Source organism: Pseudomonas sp. SBT1-2, assembly GCF_028640875.1.
In the GTDB taxonomy this organism is placed as follows: Bacteria; Pseudomonadota; Gammaproteobacteria; order Pseudomonadales; family Pseudomonadaceae; genus Aquipseudomonas; species Aquipseudomonas chlororaphis_I.
Genome location: NZ_JAQZAA010000107.1, coordinates 143,251 through 158,466, shown reverse-complemented (window position 1 = coordinate 158,466; position 15,216 = coordinate 143,251). Strand labels below are relative to the sequence as shown.

Below are 15,216 nucleotides of genomic sequence, written 5' to 3'. Positions count from 1 at the left end.
ACCTCAGTCGGGCCGCTATCGCGAGCAAGCTCGCACCTGCATGGAGGGAGGAAACTCAGACCTTCTTGGCTGTGCTCTTGGCCTTGGCCGCACGCTGGCGCGTGGCCTCGAACAGGCACACGCCGGTAGCCACGGAAACGTTGAGACTGCTGACGCTACCGGCCATCGGCAGGCGAACCAGGAAATCGCAATGCTCACGGGTGAGGCGACGCATACCCTTGCCTTCGGCGCCCATGATCAGGATGGTCGGCCCGGTCAGGTCCTGGTCATACAGCTCCTGTTCGGCTTCACCAGCCGTGCCAACAACCCACAGGCCGCGCTGCTGGAGCTTTTCCAAGGTGCGCGCGAGGTTGGTCACGGCCACCAGCGGAATCACTTCCGCAGCGCCGCACGCCACTTTACGCACGGTCGGGGTCAAGGTCGCCGATTTGTCTTTCGGCACCAGCACCGCCAGCGCACCGGCCGCATCGGCGGTACGCAGGCAGGCGCCGAGGTTGTGCGGGTCGGTCACACCGTCCAGCACGAGCAGCAGCGGCGCGCCTTCGGTACGGTCGAGCAGCTCATCGAGCATCGCCTCGCCCCAGACCTGGCTTGGACTTACTTCAGCCACGACACCCTGGTGAACGCCCTCGACCCAGGCATCCATTTCACGACGCTCGGCCTGGCCGACCGCCACGCGATTCTGCCCGGCCAGGTCCACCAGCACCTGCACGCGCGGATCGCTGCGGCCTTCGGCCAGCCAGATCTGCTTGACGCGCTTGGGGTGGTGACGCAGCAATGCTTCCACAGCGTGCACGCCGTAGATCTTTTCCAACTGACTCATGACTTGGCCTTGGGTTTACGTGCCCCGCCGCTTTTCGCCGCAGGACCTGCGCCCGCTTTCGGCGGACCTTTACGATGTTTGCTCGGTTTGCTGGACGCCGGCTTTCCGGACTTTCCCCCAGACGCCGCTTTACCACCGCTTTTGGCTTCGGCCAGCAACGCCTGCTTCATTTCCCGGCTCTTGCGCACTTCGGCGTTTTTCGCCGCGGCATCGCTGGAGCGGTAGGCCTCGACCGGCTTTTCCTTGGCCGGGCCACGACGGCCAGTCTTGGCTGGAGCAGGCTCGGCAGCAGTCTTGGCCGGAGGCACATCGACGGCGCCGCGTTTTTTGCGACCGATCGGCGCGCTGATGGTTTTTTCCGCCATCTCGAAGTCGATCTTGCGCTCATCCAGATCGACGCGCATGACCCGCACTTCCACGCTGTCACCCAGGCGGAAACTGCGACCGGTGCGCTCGCCGGCCAGACGGTGATGCACAGGATCGAAGTGGTAGTAATCGCCCGGCAGCGCCGTGACATGCACCAAACCTTCGACATAGATATCGGTCAGTTCGACGAACAGACCAAAACCGGTCACCGCAGTGATCACGCCCGGGAACGATTCGCCCACGCGATCCTTCATGTACTCGCACTTGAGCCAGTTCACCACGTCGCGGGTCGCTTCGTCGGCACGCCGCTCGCTCATCGAGCACTGCTCGCCAAGCTGCTCGAGAACCGCCTCGTCGTACGGATAGATGCGCGCCTTCGGAATGGTCATCGCACCGGCACGACGCACGTGAGGAGTGTTCTGCTTGGAATGGATGACACTGCGAATCGCCCGGTGCGTCAGCAGGTCCGGGTAACGACGAATCGGCGAGGTGAAGTGGGTATAGGCTTCATAGTTCAGGCCGAAGTGGCCCTGATTGTCAGCGCTGTACACCGCCTGGCTCAACGAGCGCAGCATCACGGTCTGGATCAGGTGGAAATCCGGGCGATCCTTGATGCTTTCCAGCAATGCCTGGTAGTCCTTCGGCGTCGGGCCGTCCTTGCCTTTATGCAGGGACAGGCCGAGCTCGCCGAGGAAGGCGCGCAGTTTTTCCAGGCGCTCTGGCGGCGGGCCGTCGTGGACGCGATAGAGCGCAGGAATTTCGTGCTTCTTGAGGAATTCGGCGGTGGCCACGTTGGCCGCCAGCATGCATTCCTCGATCAGCTTGTGCGCATCGTTGCGGGTAGTCGGGCGAATTTCGGCGATCTTGCGCTCGGAACCGAAGATGATCCGGGTTTCCTGGGTCTCGAAATCGATGGCGCCACGGGTATGACGAGCACCGAGCAGCACCTTGTACAGCGCATAAAGCTGCTTGAGGTGCGGCACAACATCGGCGTATTCGCCGCGCAGTTGCTTGGCCTCGCTGGTTTTCGGCTGCTCGAGGATAGTACTGACCTTGTTGTAGGTCAGTCGCGCCTTGGAGTGGATCACCGCTTCGTAGAACTGGTAGTCGGTCATCTCGCCGGACTTGGAGATGGTCATCTCGCACACCATGGCGAGACGATCGACTTTCGGGTTCAGCGAGCACAGGCCGTTGGACAACTGCTCCGGTAGCATCGGCACCACGCGCTCGGGGAAGTACACCGAGTTGCCGCGTACCTGAGCCTCGGCATCCAGCGCCGAACCGATCTTCACGTAACTGGAAACGTCGGCAATCGCCACGTACAGCTTCCAGCCACCGCCGAACAGGCGCAGCTTGCCAGGCTTGGCTTCGCAATAGACCGCATCGTCGAAGTCGCGAGCGTCTTCACCGTCGATGGTGACGAACGGCAGATCGCGCAGGTCGATGCGTTTCTCTTTGTCCTTATCTTCGACTTCCGGCTTGAGCTTGCCGGCTTCCTTCAGTACCGCTTCAGGCCAGACGTGAGGAATATCGTAGGTGCGCAAGGCAACATCGATTTCCATGCCCGGGGCCATGTAGTTGCCCACGACCTCGACCACGTCGCCTTGCGGCTGGAAGCGCGGAGTCGGCCAGTGGGTGATCTTCACCTCGACGAACTGGCCAATCTTGGCGCCGGCATTGCGGCCCGGGGTCACCAGCACTTCCTGCTGGATCTTCGGGTTGTCCGCCACCACAAAACCAATGCCGCCCTCTTCGAAGTAACGGCCGACAATGCTCTCGTGAGCACGGGACACCACTTCAACGATCATGCCTTCGCGGCGACCACGGCGATCCAGACCGGAAACCCGGGCCAGCGCGCGGTCGCCATCGAACACCAGGCGCATCTGCGCCGGGCTCATGAACAGGTCGTCGCTGCCGTCATCGGGCACCAGGAAGCCGAAGCCATCACGGTGACCGCTGATGCGGCCGAGGATCAGGTCGAGCTTGTCCACCGGCGCATAAGTGCCGCGACGGGTGTAGATCAGTTGGGCATCGCGCTCCATGGCGCGCAGGCGGCGACGCAGGGCTTCGATCTGGTCTTCTGTGGTCAGACCAAACTCTTCGACCAGCTGTTCGCGATTAGCAGGCGAACCCCGATCAGCAAGGTGCTGAAGGATCAGTTCGCGGCTAGGGATAGGGTTTTCATATTTTTCCGCTTCACGAGCGGCCTCGGGATCGAGGGACTGCCAATCGGCCATTAGATAAATTTCACCTTGTCTATATGCGGGTTAGTTTGGCATACGCGTATTGAAACGGGAAATTTCAGGCTAAGACAGGCTCCGAAAAGTCCTTTCAAGGCTTCAGAAGCATCCTGTAAAAGCCGTCGGTGAATTTTTTTCAATATTTTCAAGATCAGGGGTTTACAGCTCAAAAGGTGGTCCGTATAGTGCGCGCCATCGACGACGGAGACGTTGCCGATACTGCCCAGATGGTGAAATTGGTAGACACGCCAGCTTCAGGTGCTGGTGGCCGCAAGGCCGTGGAAGTTCGAGTCTTCTTCTGGGCACCAATTCAGAGCTGCAGATTATTTGAATCTTCAGGCTCCTCCAAAAACCCGCGAAAGCGGGTTTTTGCATTCTAAGTGTTTGATTTATTGAATCTAAGTCAAAACAGGGCTTTACAGATTCAAAGGCGCTCCGTATAGTTCGCCCCATCAACAGCGGCAACGTTGCTGATACTGCCCAGATGGTGAAATTGGTAGACACGCCAGCTTCAGGTGCTGGTGGCCGCAAGGCCGTGGAAGTTCGAGTCTTCTTCTGGGCACCATATTCAAGCTTCACAGCATAGCTGTGAAGTCTCACAAAAACCCGCGAAAGCGGGTTTTTGCGTTTCTGGCCCATAACAATCATTTCTTCCTCCAAAGCCCCCCCCTCCTCTCAGGGCTATCCAGCCCGTCAAGCCGCACATGAGAAACAATATCGTTTATGATTGTTACAAGTTTTTGCGGCACCACAGTGAGGAACCCTGCGAATGATGTTTAGAAACACCGCCCTTCCAACATCCCTTCTGCGTGGCTTGACCATCACTTTGCTGGGCCTGGCCCTGGCATCTCCACTCACTCAAGCAGCCGACCCGGTTTCCCTGACCCTCTACAACGGCCAGCACAAGGAAGTCGGCGACGCCATCGCCAAGGCCTTCGAGGCCAAGACCGGCATTCACGTCAATGTGCGCAAAGGCAGCAGCAACCAGCTTGCCAGCCAGGTCGTGGAAGAAGGCGAGCGCTCTCCCGCCGACGTGATTTACACCGAAGAATCGCCGCCCCTGAACAAACTCGGCGAGCAAGGCCTGCTGGCCAAGACCGATGCCGCGACCCTTGAAGTCCTACCCAAGGATTACGTCGCCGGCAACGGCACCTGGATCGGTATCACCGCCCGCGTCCGCGTGGTGGCGTTCAACCCGAAGCTGATCGACGAAAAGGACCTGCCGACATCGGTAATGGAGTTCTCCCAACCACAATGGCAAGGCAAGGTAGGCTTCGTTCCTACCAGCGGCGCGTTCCAGGAACAGGCCGTGGCAATCATCAAGCTGCACGGAATGGACGCCGCCGAGGAATGGCTGACCGGCCTGCGCGCCTTCGGCAAGACCTACAGCAATAACATGGTGGCCTTGAAGGCCGTGGAAAACGGCGAAGTCGCCACCGTGCTGGTGAACAACTATTACTGGTTCGCCCTGCAACGCGAAAAAGGCCAGCTGGACTCGAAGCTGCACTATTTCACCGGCGGCGATGCCGGCGGGCTGATCACCGTATCCAGTGCCGCAGTACTCAAGTCCAGCAAGCACCCCAAGGAAGCTCAGCAATTCCTCGCCTATATGGCCAGCGAAGAAGGCCAGCGCGTGATCACCCAGACCACCGCCGAATACCCGCTGCGCAAAGGCCTGGAGTCGGATCGCGGCCTCAAGCCGTTCAGCGAGCTGCAAGCGCCAAAAGTCACCCCGGCCGACCTTGGCAATGCCGAAGAAGCCCTGGAACTGGAACGCGAAGTCGGCCTGAACTGATGAGCGCATCGCTGCCCGCCCCCGCCTCGCGCACAACCTACATACCGAGGCGCAAGGGGCCATCGATCTGGCTACTGCTACCAGTCCTGCTGCTGGTCGGACTCAGCCTGCTGCCATTGCTCTATGTCGGGCTCAAGGCTTGGCAGGCCGGCTGGGCCGAAGCCCTGCACCTGCTGTGGCGCCCCTATGTATTCGGCCTGCTGCGCAATACCTTGCTGCTGCTCACAGGTGTGACCGTCACCTGCGCCATCGTCGGCCTCTCCCTGGCCTGGCTGCTGGAGCGTAGCGACTTGCCGGGGCGGCGCCTCTGGGGCGTGATCCTGTGCCTGCCCTTTGCCGTACCGGCCTTTGTCAGCAGTTTCACCTGGGTCTCCCTCAGTGCCAGCTTCGAAGGCCTGGGCGGGGCGATCCTGGTCATGAGCCTGTCCAAGTACCCACTGGTGTTCCTGCCTGTCGCGGCCACCCTGCGCAACCTCGACCCCTCTCTGGAGGAGTCGGCCCGCACCCTTGGGCAGCATCGCTGGGGCGTGTTCTTCCGGATCACCCTGCCCCTGCTCTGGCCGTCGCTGCTGGCCGGTTCATTGCTGATCGCCCTGCACATGCTGGTGGAGTTCGGCGCGCTGTCGATCATCGGCCTGCAAACCTTCACTACCGCGATCTATCAGCAGTTCGAGCTGGAGTTCAGCAACGCCAACGCGGCGATGCTTTCTGCCGTGTTGCTGGCGCTGTGCCTGGCCCTGCTGTGGCTGGAGTTGCGGGTTCGCGGCAAAGGCCGCCATGTGCGGACCGGCCAGGGCGCGGCGCGACATGCCGAGCAGGTACGCCTGGGCAAGTGGGCGATTGGTGGGCAACTGTACTGCGCGCTGCTGACCCTGATCGGCAGCGGCATTCCGCTGGGCATGCTGGCGTACTGGCTGGCCGTTGGCTCATCGGCCGCCTTCCCGGTAGCCGCCATCGGCGAAGCCCTGCTTTCCTCCCTGGCACTGTCGCTGGGTGGCGCGGCACTGTGCCTGGCGCTGGCGGTACCGGTCGGGCTGCTGGTGGTACGTCACAAGGGTCGCCTGGCCCTCTGGGCCGAACGCCTGCCCTACTTGCTGCACGCCCTGCCCGGCCTGGTGATTGCCCTGACACTGGTGTTCTTTGCCCTGCACTACGTGCCGGCGCTGTATCAGACCTCGACCCTGCTGCTGATCGCCTACGCCCTGCTATTCCTGCCCCTGGCGCAGGCGCCAATCCGCACTGCCCTGAACAAGGCGGCGCCGCAACTCGAGGAAGCTGCCCGCACTCTCGGCGCCTCCTCATTCACGGCATTCTGCCGTGTGACCCTGCCGATCATTTTCCCCGCGCTGGGAGCCGCCTTCGCCCTGGTATTCCTGGATGCCATGAAGGAACTGACGGCCACCCTGCTGCTCAGCCCGACCGGGCTGAATACGCTGGCGACGGAAGTCTGGGCGCACACGGCGAATGTGGAGTTTGCAGCCGCAGCGCCTTATGCGGCGCTGTTGATTCTGGTATCGGGATTGCCGGTCTATCTGCTGACGACACGGATGTATCTGAGCCGTTGAGCCCGCTCCTACAGAAAGCCTTCTGTAGGAGCCCCACCCCCAGCATTCAAGCCTTGTGGAAACTCAAGCCCGGAATTGCCCCAGGCTGGCCTTCAACTGCGCCGCCAAGCCATCCAGCACCTTGCCGCTGGCCGTGGTTTCCACCACCGCCTGAGCCGCACGCTCGGCCTGGGCATGGATGGTTTCGACCCGGCTGCGCACCGCTTGCGCACCCTGAGCCTGATGGGCCGCCGCCTGGGTCGCCAGGCCAATTGCCGCGTGCACCTGCTCCACCGACGACTGCACCGACTGCTGCAACCGCGCGCTGTCGCGCAGCACCAGCAAACCTTCGCTGGCCTGCCTTCCGGCTTGGCCGATCGCCGCCACCGCCTCGCGCGCGCCCTGCTGCAGCGCTCCAATGTGCGCCTGGATATCCCCGGTAGAGCTTTGCGTCTTGCTCGCCAGCGCCCTGACCTCGTCGGCCACCACAGCAAAGCCGCGCCCGGTTTCCCCGGCCCGCGCCGCCTCGATGGCCGCATTCAAGGCCAGCAGGTTGGTTTGTTCGGCGATGCCATGAATCACCGTCAACACCACCTCGATCTGCTCGCTCTGCTGCGCCAGGCGCTCGATGACCTTGGAGCCGGTGTCGACCTGCCCCGCCAGCGCCTCGATCAGGCTGCCCACCTGGGCCGAGGTCCGAGTGTTTTCGTCGGTTGCCTGGCGAATCTCCACCACTTGCTGCAAGGCCGCCTGCATCGCCTGGCTTTCCGCCTGGGCTTCATCAGCCATCTGCGACAGCGCCCGCAAACTCTCTGCCACCTCGTCGCGCTGAGCCTCGGCCGCAGCATCAGCCCCGGCATTACGCAGGCTCATCGCACCGATTTCGACACCGGTGCGCTGCGCCACATCGCCCGCCTCGCGCACGATTGGCTGCAACTTGTCGACAAAGCGGTTGACCGCCGACGCCATGTCGCCGATCTCGTCATTGCTGCTGAGCTGGACCCGCTTGGTCAGGTCGCCCTCACCGGCCGCCAGATCGTTCAGCGCAGCGATCAGCAGATGCAGCTTGCTGACCACCCGCCGCCCCAGCACCACCGCCAGCAACAGCAAGACCCCGCAGCCGACCAGCGCCAGGCCCATGCCGATGCGCCAACGCAGAGTGGCCGCCGCGTCCTGCACGGTACCGGCGGTGTTGGCCTGCATGTCCGAAGCGGTGGTCTGCGCCGACTGCAGGCGCGCGCCCATGGCCGCCGAACTGTCCGCCGAAGCGCCCTTGAGACTATCGCCCACCAACTGATCGCTGCTGGCGATCAAGGCTGCGAAGCGCTTGTCCAGCGCCACCACGTCCGCCTCGACCGACGCCGTGGAAACCCCCATCAGCACCTTGCCGATTTCCACGCCGTTAGGACTGATGGAGGCCTCCAGGTAATAGACCGACGGATCGTTCTTGGCCGCATCCAGCACCTTGTCCAGGGCACGGTCGCCCTTGCCCTTTTCCAGCAGCGCCTTGTTGATCGGGTTTTCCCGGTTCAGGTAACGGGTCAGGTGCTCGCCATTGGCGTCGTCGTACACCACGAACAGCACGTTGGGATTGCGCTGGGCGCGCCGAGCGAACTCGGAAAGGGTCGGGACGTCGCTGTCCCACATGGCCCGCGGCGCCACCGAAGCGAGCAACTGGGCCATATCGTTGGCCGAATCCTTGAGATCCTTCTCCAGCGTCGCCCGCAATTGCGCCTGCTCTTCCTCCAGGCGTGAGGACAGCCCGGCGGTCAATCGTTGCCGAGTACTGCTGGAAAGGCTTTCCAGGCTCGAGGTGACTTCGCGAGCCGCCTGCTCCAACTCGCCGGAGAGCTTCTGGCTGTCGACGCCCAGACGAGCGGCCAGATCAGCCTCCAGCGCCATCACCGTGCTCCGGGTCAGGGCAACGGCAACCAGCACCTGCACCAAAAGGGCGATACCAAGAGTAACGAACACAGGCCGCAACAAACGGCTTTGTAACAGTGAGAGAACGGCCGACACAGGAAATCCCTCTACTTCAACGCCATCAAATTGATGGCACTCTGGAAGGGGAAATCACAGCAAGGGTCGTGCCGTGTGGCAGACAGAAACGACAAAGGCCCCGGGAGAGGGGCCTTTGCTTTTTACATCAACGACTTATCAAGCAAACGGGTGACGCAGAACGATGGTCTCGTTGCGGTCCGGGCCTGTCGAAATAATGTCGATCGGCGCGCCGACCAGCTCTTCGATACGCTTGATGTAGGCACGGGCAGCGGCCGGCAGCTCTTCCAGGGTCTTGGCACCCAGGGTCGACTCGCTCCAGCCTGGCATCTGCTCGTACACCGGCTCCAGGCCGATGTAGCTGTCGGCGTCGGTTGGCGCGTCGATGACTGCACCATCCTGGTTCTTGTAGCCCACGCAGATGTTGATGGTTTCCAGGCCGTCCAGCACGTCCAGCTTGGTCAGGCACAGGCCCGAGATGCTGTTGACGTCGATGGCGCGACGCAGGATGACGGCGTCAAACCAGCCGCAACGGCGGGCACGGCCGGTGGTTGCACCGAACTCATGGCCACGCTTGGCCAGGAAAGCGCCGACGTCGTCGAACAGTTCGGTCGGGAACGGACCCGAACCCACGCGAGTGGTGTAAGCCTTGGTGATGCCCAGGATGTAGTCCAGGTACATCGGGCCCACACCCGAGCCAGTGGCGATGCCGCCGGCAGTGGTGTTGGAGCTGGTGACGTACGGATAGGTACCGTGGTCGATGTCCAGCAGCGAGCCCTGGGCGCCTTCGAACATGATGTCCTTGCCCGCGCGACGCAGTTGGTGCAGCTCGGCGGTCACGTCCAGCATCATCGGCTTGAGCAGTTCGGCGTATTCCATGCACTCGTCGAGCGTCTTCTGGAAGTCGATGGCCGGCTCTTTGTAGTAATTGACCAGTACGAAGTTGTGGTAGTCCAGCAACTCGCCCAGCTTCGCGGCGAAACGCTCGCGGTGGAACAGGTCGCCGATACGCAGGCCGCGACGAGCGACCTTGTCTTCGTAAGCCGGGCCGATGCCGCGACCGGTGGTACCGATCTTCTGCTCGCCACGGGCTTTTTCACGCGCCTGGTCCAGCGCTACGTGGTAGGACAGGATCAACGGGCAGGATGGGCTGATACGCAGGCGCTCGCGCACCGGTACGCCTTTCTCTTCCAGCTTGACGATCTCACGCAGCAATGCGTCCGGCGCAACCACCACACCGTTGCCGATCAGGCACTGAACGCCTTCGCGCAGCACACCCGAAGGGATCAGGTGCAAGACGGTTTTTTCGCCATCGATCACCAGGGTGTGGCCAGCGTTGTGGCCACCTTGGTAGCGCACTACGGCGGCAGCATGTTCGGTCAGCAGATCAACGATCTTGCCTTTGCCCTCATCACCCCACTGGGTGCCCAGGACTACGACATTCTTACCCATAACACTTGTCCTCATTCGCGCAAACTTGGTGCCGGCAACGGCCGGCGGGAAAACTCAAGAAGCCAGCGGCAATACTTGCCAAAGCCCGTTCTGCTGAATCAATTGCCGGTCGCAGTCCGCTTCACGGGCGGCGGCCAATGGTTGTCCAGGCAAGGCCTGAACCACGCGCTGACCCTCACTGCGCAACTGGCAAACCTGCTGCCAGAGGGCTGCATCCGTACTGTCCGGCATCCAGATACCGCCAGACGGTAGCTCGATCTCAGCACGCCCCAGGGTCACCAGGGTTTTCAAATCGGTAGAGAAACCGGTTGCCGGGCGGGCGCGACCGAAGTCGGCGCCGATATCGTCGTAACGACCGCCCTGGGCGATGGACTGGCCAACGCCCGGTACGAACACCGCGAACACCACACCGGTGTGGTAGTGGTAACCGCGCAGCTCGCCCAGGTCGAAGTACAGCGGCAATTCAGGGAAACGCACGGAAAGACGCTCGGCAATCGCCAGCAGGTCGTCCAGGGCCGCCAGCACCGGCGCCGGTGCATTGGCCAGGCGCTCGCGGGCCGCAGCCAGCACTTCACGGCCGCCGCACAGGTCGACCAGCGCCCGCAGCATGCCGGACAGATCGGCCGGCAGGCCTTCGGTCAAGGTAATGACCTCGTCGATGGCCTTGCGTTGCAGGGCATCGAACAGTTGCTGTTCCACTTCGCCGGAGAGGCCGGCCGCACGGGCCAGGCCACGGTAGATACCGACATGCCCCAGGTCCATGTGCACATCCGGCACATCGGCCAGTTGCAGCATCGCCAGCATCAGGCTGATGACTTCCACGTCGCTGCTCGGGCTCGCATCGCCGTACAACTCGGCGCCCAGCTGGATAGGGCTGCGCGAGGACGACAAGGCACGCGGCTGCGCATGCAGCACGCTACCGGCATAGCACAGGCGGCTCGGGCCTTCGCGACGCAGGGTATGCGCATCGATTCGGGCCACCTGCGGCGTAATGTCGGCGCGGAAACCCATCTGCCGACCCGATTGCGGATCGATGACCTTGAAGGTACGCAGGTCGAGGTCCTGGCCCGCGCCGGTCAGCAAGGATTCCAGGTACTCGATATGAGGGGTCACGACGAACTCGTAACCCCAGCTCTGGAACAGATCCAACACCTGACGACGCGCAACTTCAATGCGCGCCGCCTCAGGTGGCAGTACTTCTTCGATGCCATCTGGCAGCAGCCAGCGGTCTACCGTTGCCATTACGCCATTCCCCTGTGATCCAGGCGGCCAGCCTATGGGCGGGCCTTGAGTGAAGCAGAAAATGATCGGCTCATACGCAAACCACGCGCATGGGCGACGGGGCGAAAAGCCTGAAACCGGCTTCGCCACTCACTTTCCTCGAAAAAACCTGTCGAGTCGTTCAACTCGCCGTCTTGCACCAACAACCACAATCAAACGTGCAGACGCAAAAAAGCCGGGAATTTCCCGGCTGCCGCATCATACACTCGTTTTCCCAAAGGATCACCCCGCCAGACACTTTAGCCGCCGGGCGGGGCGATTCAGGTCAACGTCGCATCAAGGCTTGGCCTTTTCCAGGTAACGGAAAAAGTCGCTGCTTGGATCCAGGACCATGACGTCGGATTTGTTCGCGAAGCTTTCACGATAGGCACGCAGGCTACGGTAAAAACCGTAGAACTCCTGGTCCTGACCGTAGGCCTTGGAGTAGATGGCTGCGGCCTTGGCGTCGCCGTCACCGCGAATCTCTTCCGACTCACGATAGGCTTCGGCCAGCAGTACGCGGCGCTGACGATCGGCGTCGGCACGAATACCTTCCGCCAGCTCGTTACCCTTGGCGCGGTGCTCGCGAGCTTCACGCTCACGCTCGGTGCTCATGCGCTCGAAGACGCTGCGGTTCACTTCCTTCGGCAAGTCGATGGTCTTGACCCGGACATCGACCACTTCGATGCCCAGCTCTTTCTCGGCCATCTTGTTGAGCGAAGCCGTGATATCCGCCATCAGCGCATCACGTTCACCGGACACCACTTCGTGCAGGGTGCGCTTACCGAACTGGTCACGCAGGCCCGACTCCAGACGACGGGAAAGACGCTCGTCGGCGATCTGCTTGAGGCCGGAAGTCGCGGTGTAGAAACGCTCCGCATCCTTCACGCGCCATTTGGCATAGGCATCGACCATCACGGCTTTCTTTTCCAGCGTCAGGAAACGCTGGGTCGGTGCATCCAGGGTCATCAGGCGGGCGTCGAACTTACGCACCTGGTTCACATAGGGCACTTTCACATGCAGACCCGGCTGAACGTCAGCCTGGACCACACGACCGAACTGCAGCAACACCGCGCGCTCGGTCTGAGCGACGATGTAGAAGCAGTTCCAGGCAGCGATCGCCACGACGACGCCGACAATAAGGGCGATCAGCGATTTATTGCTCATCAGCGACTCTCCCTGGTACGCGCTTGCTGTTGCTGCAGATCAGCTGCCGCACGCGCATTCGCTTCGTTGCTGCTGGCTGCTGCGCCAGTCACCGGAGCACTGGTGCTGCGGCCACTCTCGACCATTTTGTCCAGCGGCAGGTACAGCAGATTGCTCTGGCCGTTCTTGTTGCCGGTCACGAGAACCTTGCTGGTATTGCTGAAGACTTCCTGCATGGTGTCCAGGTACAGACGCTCACGGGTGACTTCAGGCGCCTTGCGGTACTCGGCCACCAGCTTGGTGAAGCGATCGGCCTCACCCTTGGCGCGGGAAACCACTTCATCGCGATAACCGTTGGCATCCTCGATGATGCGCTGGGCCTGACCACGGGCTTCCGGCACGACACCGTTGGCATAGGTTTCAGCCTGGTTGCGCGAACGCTGCTCGTCTTCACGGGCACGGATCACGTCATCGAAGGCTTCCTGCACTTCACGCGGTGCCGCTGCGCTCTGTACGTTCACCTGGGTAACGGTGATACCGGTGCGATAGGTGTCGAGGAAACGTTGCAGACGCTCCTTGATCTCGCTGGCCATCAATTCACGGCCTTCGGTCAGCACCTGGTCCATCGCGGTGGAACCCACTACGTGGCGCAGGGCACTGTCGGTGGCGTGCTGCAGGCTGATTTCCGGCTGATCGACGTTCAGCACGAAGTCCTGCAGGTTGCTGATCTTGTACTGCACGGTCAGCGGCACTTCGACGATGTTTTCGTCTTCAGTCAGCATTTGACCCTGCTTGGTATAGGCACGCTCACGCGTGACGTTTTCCATGTACTTGCGATCGATCGGCGGGAAGTAGATGTTCAGGCCCGGGCCGACGGTCTCGTAGTACTTGCCGAAGCGCAGCACCACGGCCTGCTCCTGCTCGTCCACGACATACACCGCGCTGTACAGCCACACGGCCGCCAGCACGACCAGACCGATACCGAGCAGGCCGAGACCGCCGCCCTTACCGGAACTGCCACCGTCGTCACCACGTTTCTTACCACCACCGAACAACCCATTCAGGCTTTCCTGCAGCTTGCGGAAGGCCTCGTCGAGATCCGGTGGCCCCTTGCGGTCGCCATTGTTGCGGCGCTTACCACCCCAAGGATCCTGATTATTCGAGTTGCCACCCGGCTCATTCCAAGCCATAGCGCTCTCCATCTGATAAAGCAAAGACGCACCCACGGCGCGCCGACCAATGCTACAGAATGCCTGCTACAGCGGCACAACCGCTTTCTCAGGCTTTTATTGCAAAGTGTGTTGCTCGATGAACTCCAGCGGCTGCATGCCTTCGCGGCTTACCAATCGATTCAGCTCGACTCGCGGCAAGCGGACAGCCAGCAGGCTGACACCTTCCTCGTCGTGATCTTCTTTCTGCACTGCGCCCAACTCGAAGAACTGCGCTCGCAGTCGAGCAAAACGCTGCGGCAAGCGCAAGGTGCCTACAAACAAATCCTCGCCCAGCAGCTCGGCAATGGCCTGCTTGAGCAAGTCCAGCCCCTGCCCCTCACGAGCCGACAACCAGACCCGCTGCGGCTTGCCGTCGGCATCGCGCTGGATCTGCGGATCTACCCCCTCGAGCAAATCGAGTTTGTTATAGACCTCCAGTATCGGCAAGTCCTGGGCTCCGATCTCGCCGAGCACCACCATGACCTGCTCGATCTGGGCCATGCGCTCGGGCTCATGGGCATCGATCACATGCAACAGCAGGTCGGAGTTGCTCGACTCTTCGAGCGTAGCCCGAAACGCCTCGACCAGTTTGTGCGGCAGATGACGAATGAACCCCACAGTGTCGGCCAGCACGACCGGACCCAGATCGTCCAGCTCGAGCCGGCGCAAGGTCGGGTCGAGGGTAGCGAACAGTTGGTTGGCCGCGAATACATCGGACTCGGTCACGGAGTTGAACAAGGTGGATTTGCCGGCGTTGGTGTAGCCCACCAACGATACCGAAGGAATATCGGCACGCTTGCGCCCACGACGGGCCTGCTCGCGCTGACTGCGGACCTTCTCCAGCCGGGCCTTGATCTGCCGCAGGCGAACCCGCAGAAGACGCCGGTCAGTCTCGAGCTGGGTTTCACCCGGACCACGCAGACCGATACCGCCTTTCTGCCGCTCAAGGTGAGTCCAGCCACGAACCAGACGCGTACTCATATATTCAAGCTGGGCCAGCTCTACCTGGAGCTTGCCTTCGTGAGTGCGGGCACGTTGGGCGAAAATATCGAGAATCAGACCCGTGCGGTCAATCACGCGACACTCGAAAGCACGTTCGAGGTTACGTTCCTGACTGGGTGTGAGGATGTGATTGAAAATCACCAGGTCGACCTGTTCGGCTTTGACCAGGTCGCGTAATTCTTCGACCTTGCCGCTGCCAACCAGGTACTTGGCGGTTGGCCGATGACGCGGCACGTTAACAAACGCGACGGTCTCGGCGCCGGCCGATATTGCCAACTCCTGAAACTCCTGCGGATCTTCGCGCGCCTCAGGGTCCTGACCATCCAAGTGAACGAGAATTGCACGCTCACCACCACCGTGGCGCTCAAAGAACAAAGGA

At 61.7% G+C, this 15,216-nt stretch carries 10 protein-coding genes and 2 tRNA genes; 4 read left to right on the top strand and 8 right to left on the bottom strand.

What is annotated here, in order from left to right:
* Positions 1 to 55: 55 nt before the first annotated feature.
* Together rlmB and rnr are read right to left on the bottom strand one after the other, a co-directional pair.
* Positions 56 to 823, bottom strand: coding sequence for a 23S rRNA (guanosine(2251)-2'-O)-methyltransferase RlmB (gene rlmB / locus PVZ78_RS23220; protein WP_257371420.1), 768 nt, complete (start codon positions 821 to 823; stop codon positions 56 to 58).
* Positions 820 to 3,426, bottom strand: a complete 2,607-nt coding sequence (rnr, locus tag PVZ78_RS23215; protein WP_016704516.1) for a ribonuclease R — start codon at positions 3,424 to 3,426, stop codon at positions 820 to 822. The genes rlmB and rnr overlap by 4 nt, the downstream gene beginning before the upstream one ends.
* Positions 3,427 to 3,650: 224 nt before the next feature.
* On the opposite strand from rnr, the gene PVZ78_RS23210 reads away from it, so the two are divergent.
* The 4 genes from PVZ78_RS23210 to PVZ78_RS23195 all read left to right on the top strand — a co-directional run bounded on the left by PVZ78_RS23210 (position 3,651) and on the right by PVZ78_RS23195 (position 6,789).
* Positions 3,651 to 3,737 (top strand) — tRNA-Leu (locus PVZ78_RS23210).
* A 170-nt stretch (positions 3,738 to 3,907) separates the two neighbouring features.
* A tRNA-Leu gene (locus PVZ78_RS23205) sits at positions 3,908 to 3,994 on the top strand.
* 204 nt (positions 3,995 to 4,198) lie between these two features.
* Positions 4,199 to 5,224: an extracellular solute-binding protein gene (locus tag PVZ78_RS23200; RefSeq protein ID WP_038630466.1), complete on the top strand. Its 1,026-nt coding sequence runs from the start codon at positions 4,199 to 4,201 to the stop codon at positions 5,222 to 5,224.
* Positions 5,224 to 6,789 carry an ABC transporter permease gene (locus tag PVZ78_RS23195; protein ID WP_041985594.1) on the top strand — a complete coding sequence of 522 codons (1,566 nt, stop codon included), beginning with the start codon at positions 5,224 to 5,226 and terminating at the stop codon, positions 6,787 to 6,789. Before PVZ78_RS23200 ends, PVZ78_RS23195 begins: the two co-directional genes overlap by 1 nt.
* A 63-nt stretch (positions 6,790 to 6,852) precedes the next feature.
* Here the strand turns inward: PVZ78_RS23195 and PVZ78_RS23190 are convergent, their stop codons facing one another.
* From PVZ78_RS23190 to hflX, 6 genes are all read right to left on the bottom strand, one after another.
* Complete coding sequence (locus tag PVZ78_RS23190; RefSeq protein WP_273829321.1) at positions 6,853 to 8,787, bottom strand: methyl-accepting chemotaxis protein; 1,935 nt, start codon at positions 8,785 to 8,787, stop codon at positions 6,853 to 6,855.
* A gap of 138 nt (positions 8,788 to 8,925) precedes the next feature.
* On the bottom strand, positions 8,926 to 10,218 hold the full coding sequence (locus tag PVZ78_RS23185) for an adenylosuccinate synthase (RefSeq protein WP_009041907.1): 1,293 nt from the start codon (positions 10,216 to 10,218) through the stop codon (positions 8,926 to 8,928).
* 54 nt (positions 10,219 to 10,272) lie between these two features.
* Entirely contained in the window at positions 10,273 to 11,460 is a 1,188-nt protein-coding gene (locus PVZ78_RS23180; RefSeq protein ID WP_009046692.1) for an ATP phosphoribosyltransferase regulatory subunit, read from the bottom strand.
* A 315-nt stretch (positions 11,461 to 11,775) separates the two neighbouring features.
* The gene (gene hflC / locus PVZ78_RS23175; RefSeq protein ID WP_009046691.1) at positions 11,776 to 12,645 is read right to left on the bottom strand and encodes a protease modulator HflC; all 870 of its coding nucleotides are present in this window, start codon (positions 12,643 to 12,645) and stop codon (positions 11,776 to 11,778) included.
* Entirely contained in the window at positions 12,645 to 13,814 is a 1,170-nt protein-coding gene (gene hflK, locus PVZ78_RS23170) for an FtsH protease activity modulator HflK (protein ID WP_009046690.1), read from the bottom strand. The genes hflC and hflK overlap by 1 nt, the downstream gene beginning before the upstream one ends.
* 96 nt (positions 13,815 to 13,910) lie before the next feature.
* Positions 13,911 to 15,212, bottom strand: a complete 1,302-nt coding sequence (gene hflX, locus PVZ78_RS23165) for a ribosome rescue GTPase HflX (RefSeq protein ID WP_007921372.1) — start codon at positions 15,210 to 15,212, stop codon at positions 13,911 to 13,913.
* Between the last annotated feature and the right edge of the window lie 4 nt (positions 15,213 to 15,216).

Excerpts from the sequence above, each read along its gene's own strand:
- hflC (WP_009046691.1), bottom strand. The coding sequence starts at position 12,645 with ATGAGCAATAAATCGCTGATCGCCCTTATTGTCGGCGTCGTCGTGGCG.
- rnr (WP_016704516.1), bottom strand. The coding sequence starts at position 3,426 with ATGGCCGATTGGCAGTCCCTCGATCCCGAGGCCGCTCGTGAAGCGGAA.
- rlmB (WP_257371420.1), bottom strand. The coding sequence starts at position 823 with ATGAGTCAGTTGGAAAAGATCTACGGCGTGCACGCTGTGGAAGCATTG.
- PVZ78_RS23195 (WP_041985594.1), top strand. The coding sequence starts at position 5,224 with ATGAGCGCATCGCTGCCCGCCCCCGCCTCGCGCACAACCTACATACCG.
- PVZ78_RS23200 (WP_038630466.1), top strand. The coding sequence starts at position 4,199 with ATGATGTTTAGAAACACCGCCCTTCCAACATCCCTTCTGCGTGGCTTG.
- PVZ78_RS23180 (WP_009046692.1), bottom strand. The coding sequence starts at position 11,460 with ATGGCAACGGTAGACCGCTGGCTGCTGCCAGATGGCATCGAAGAAGTA.
- PVZ78_RS23185 (WP_009041907.1), bottom strand. The coding sequence starts at position 10,218 with ATGGGTAAGAATGTCGTAGTCCTGGGCACCCAGTGGGGTGATGAGGGC.
- hflK (WP_009046690.1), bottom strand. The coding sequence starts at position 13,814 with ATGGCTTGGAATGAGCCGGGTGGCAACTCGAATAATCAGGATCCTTGG.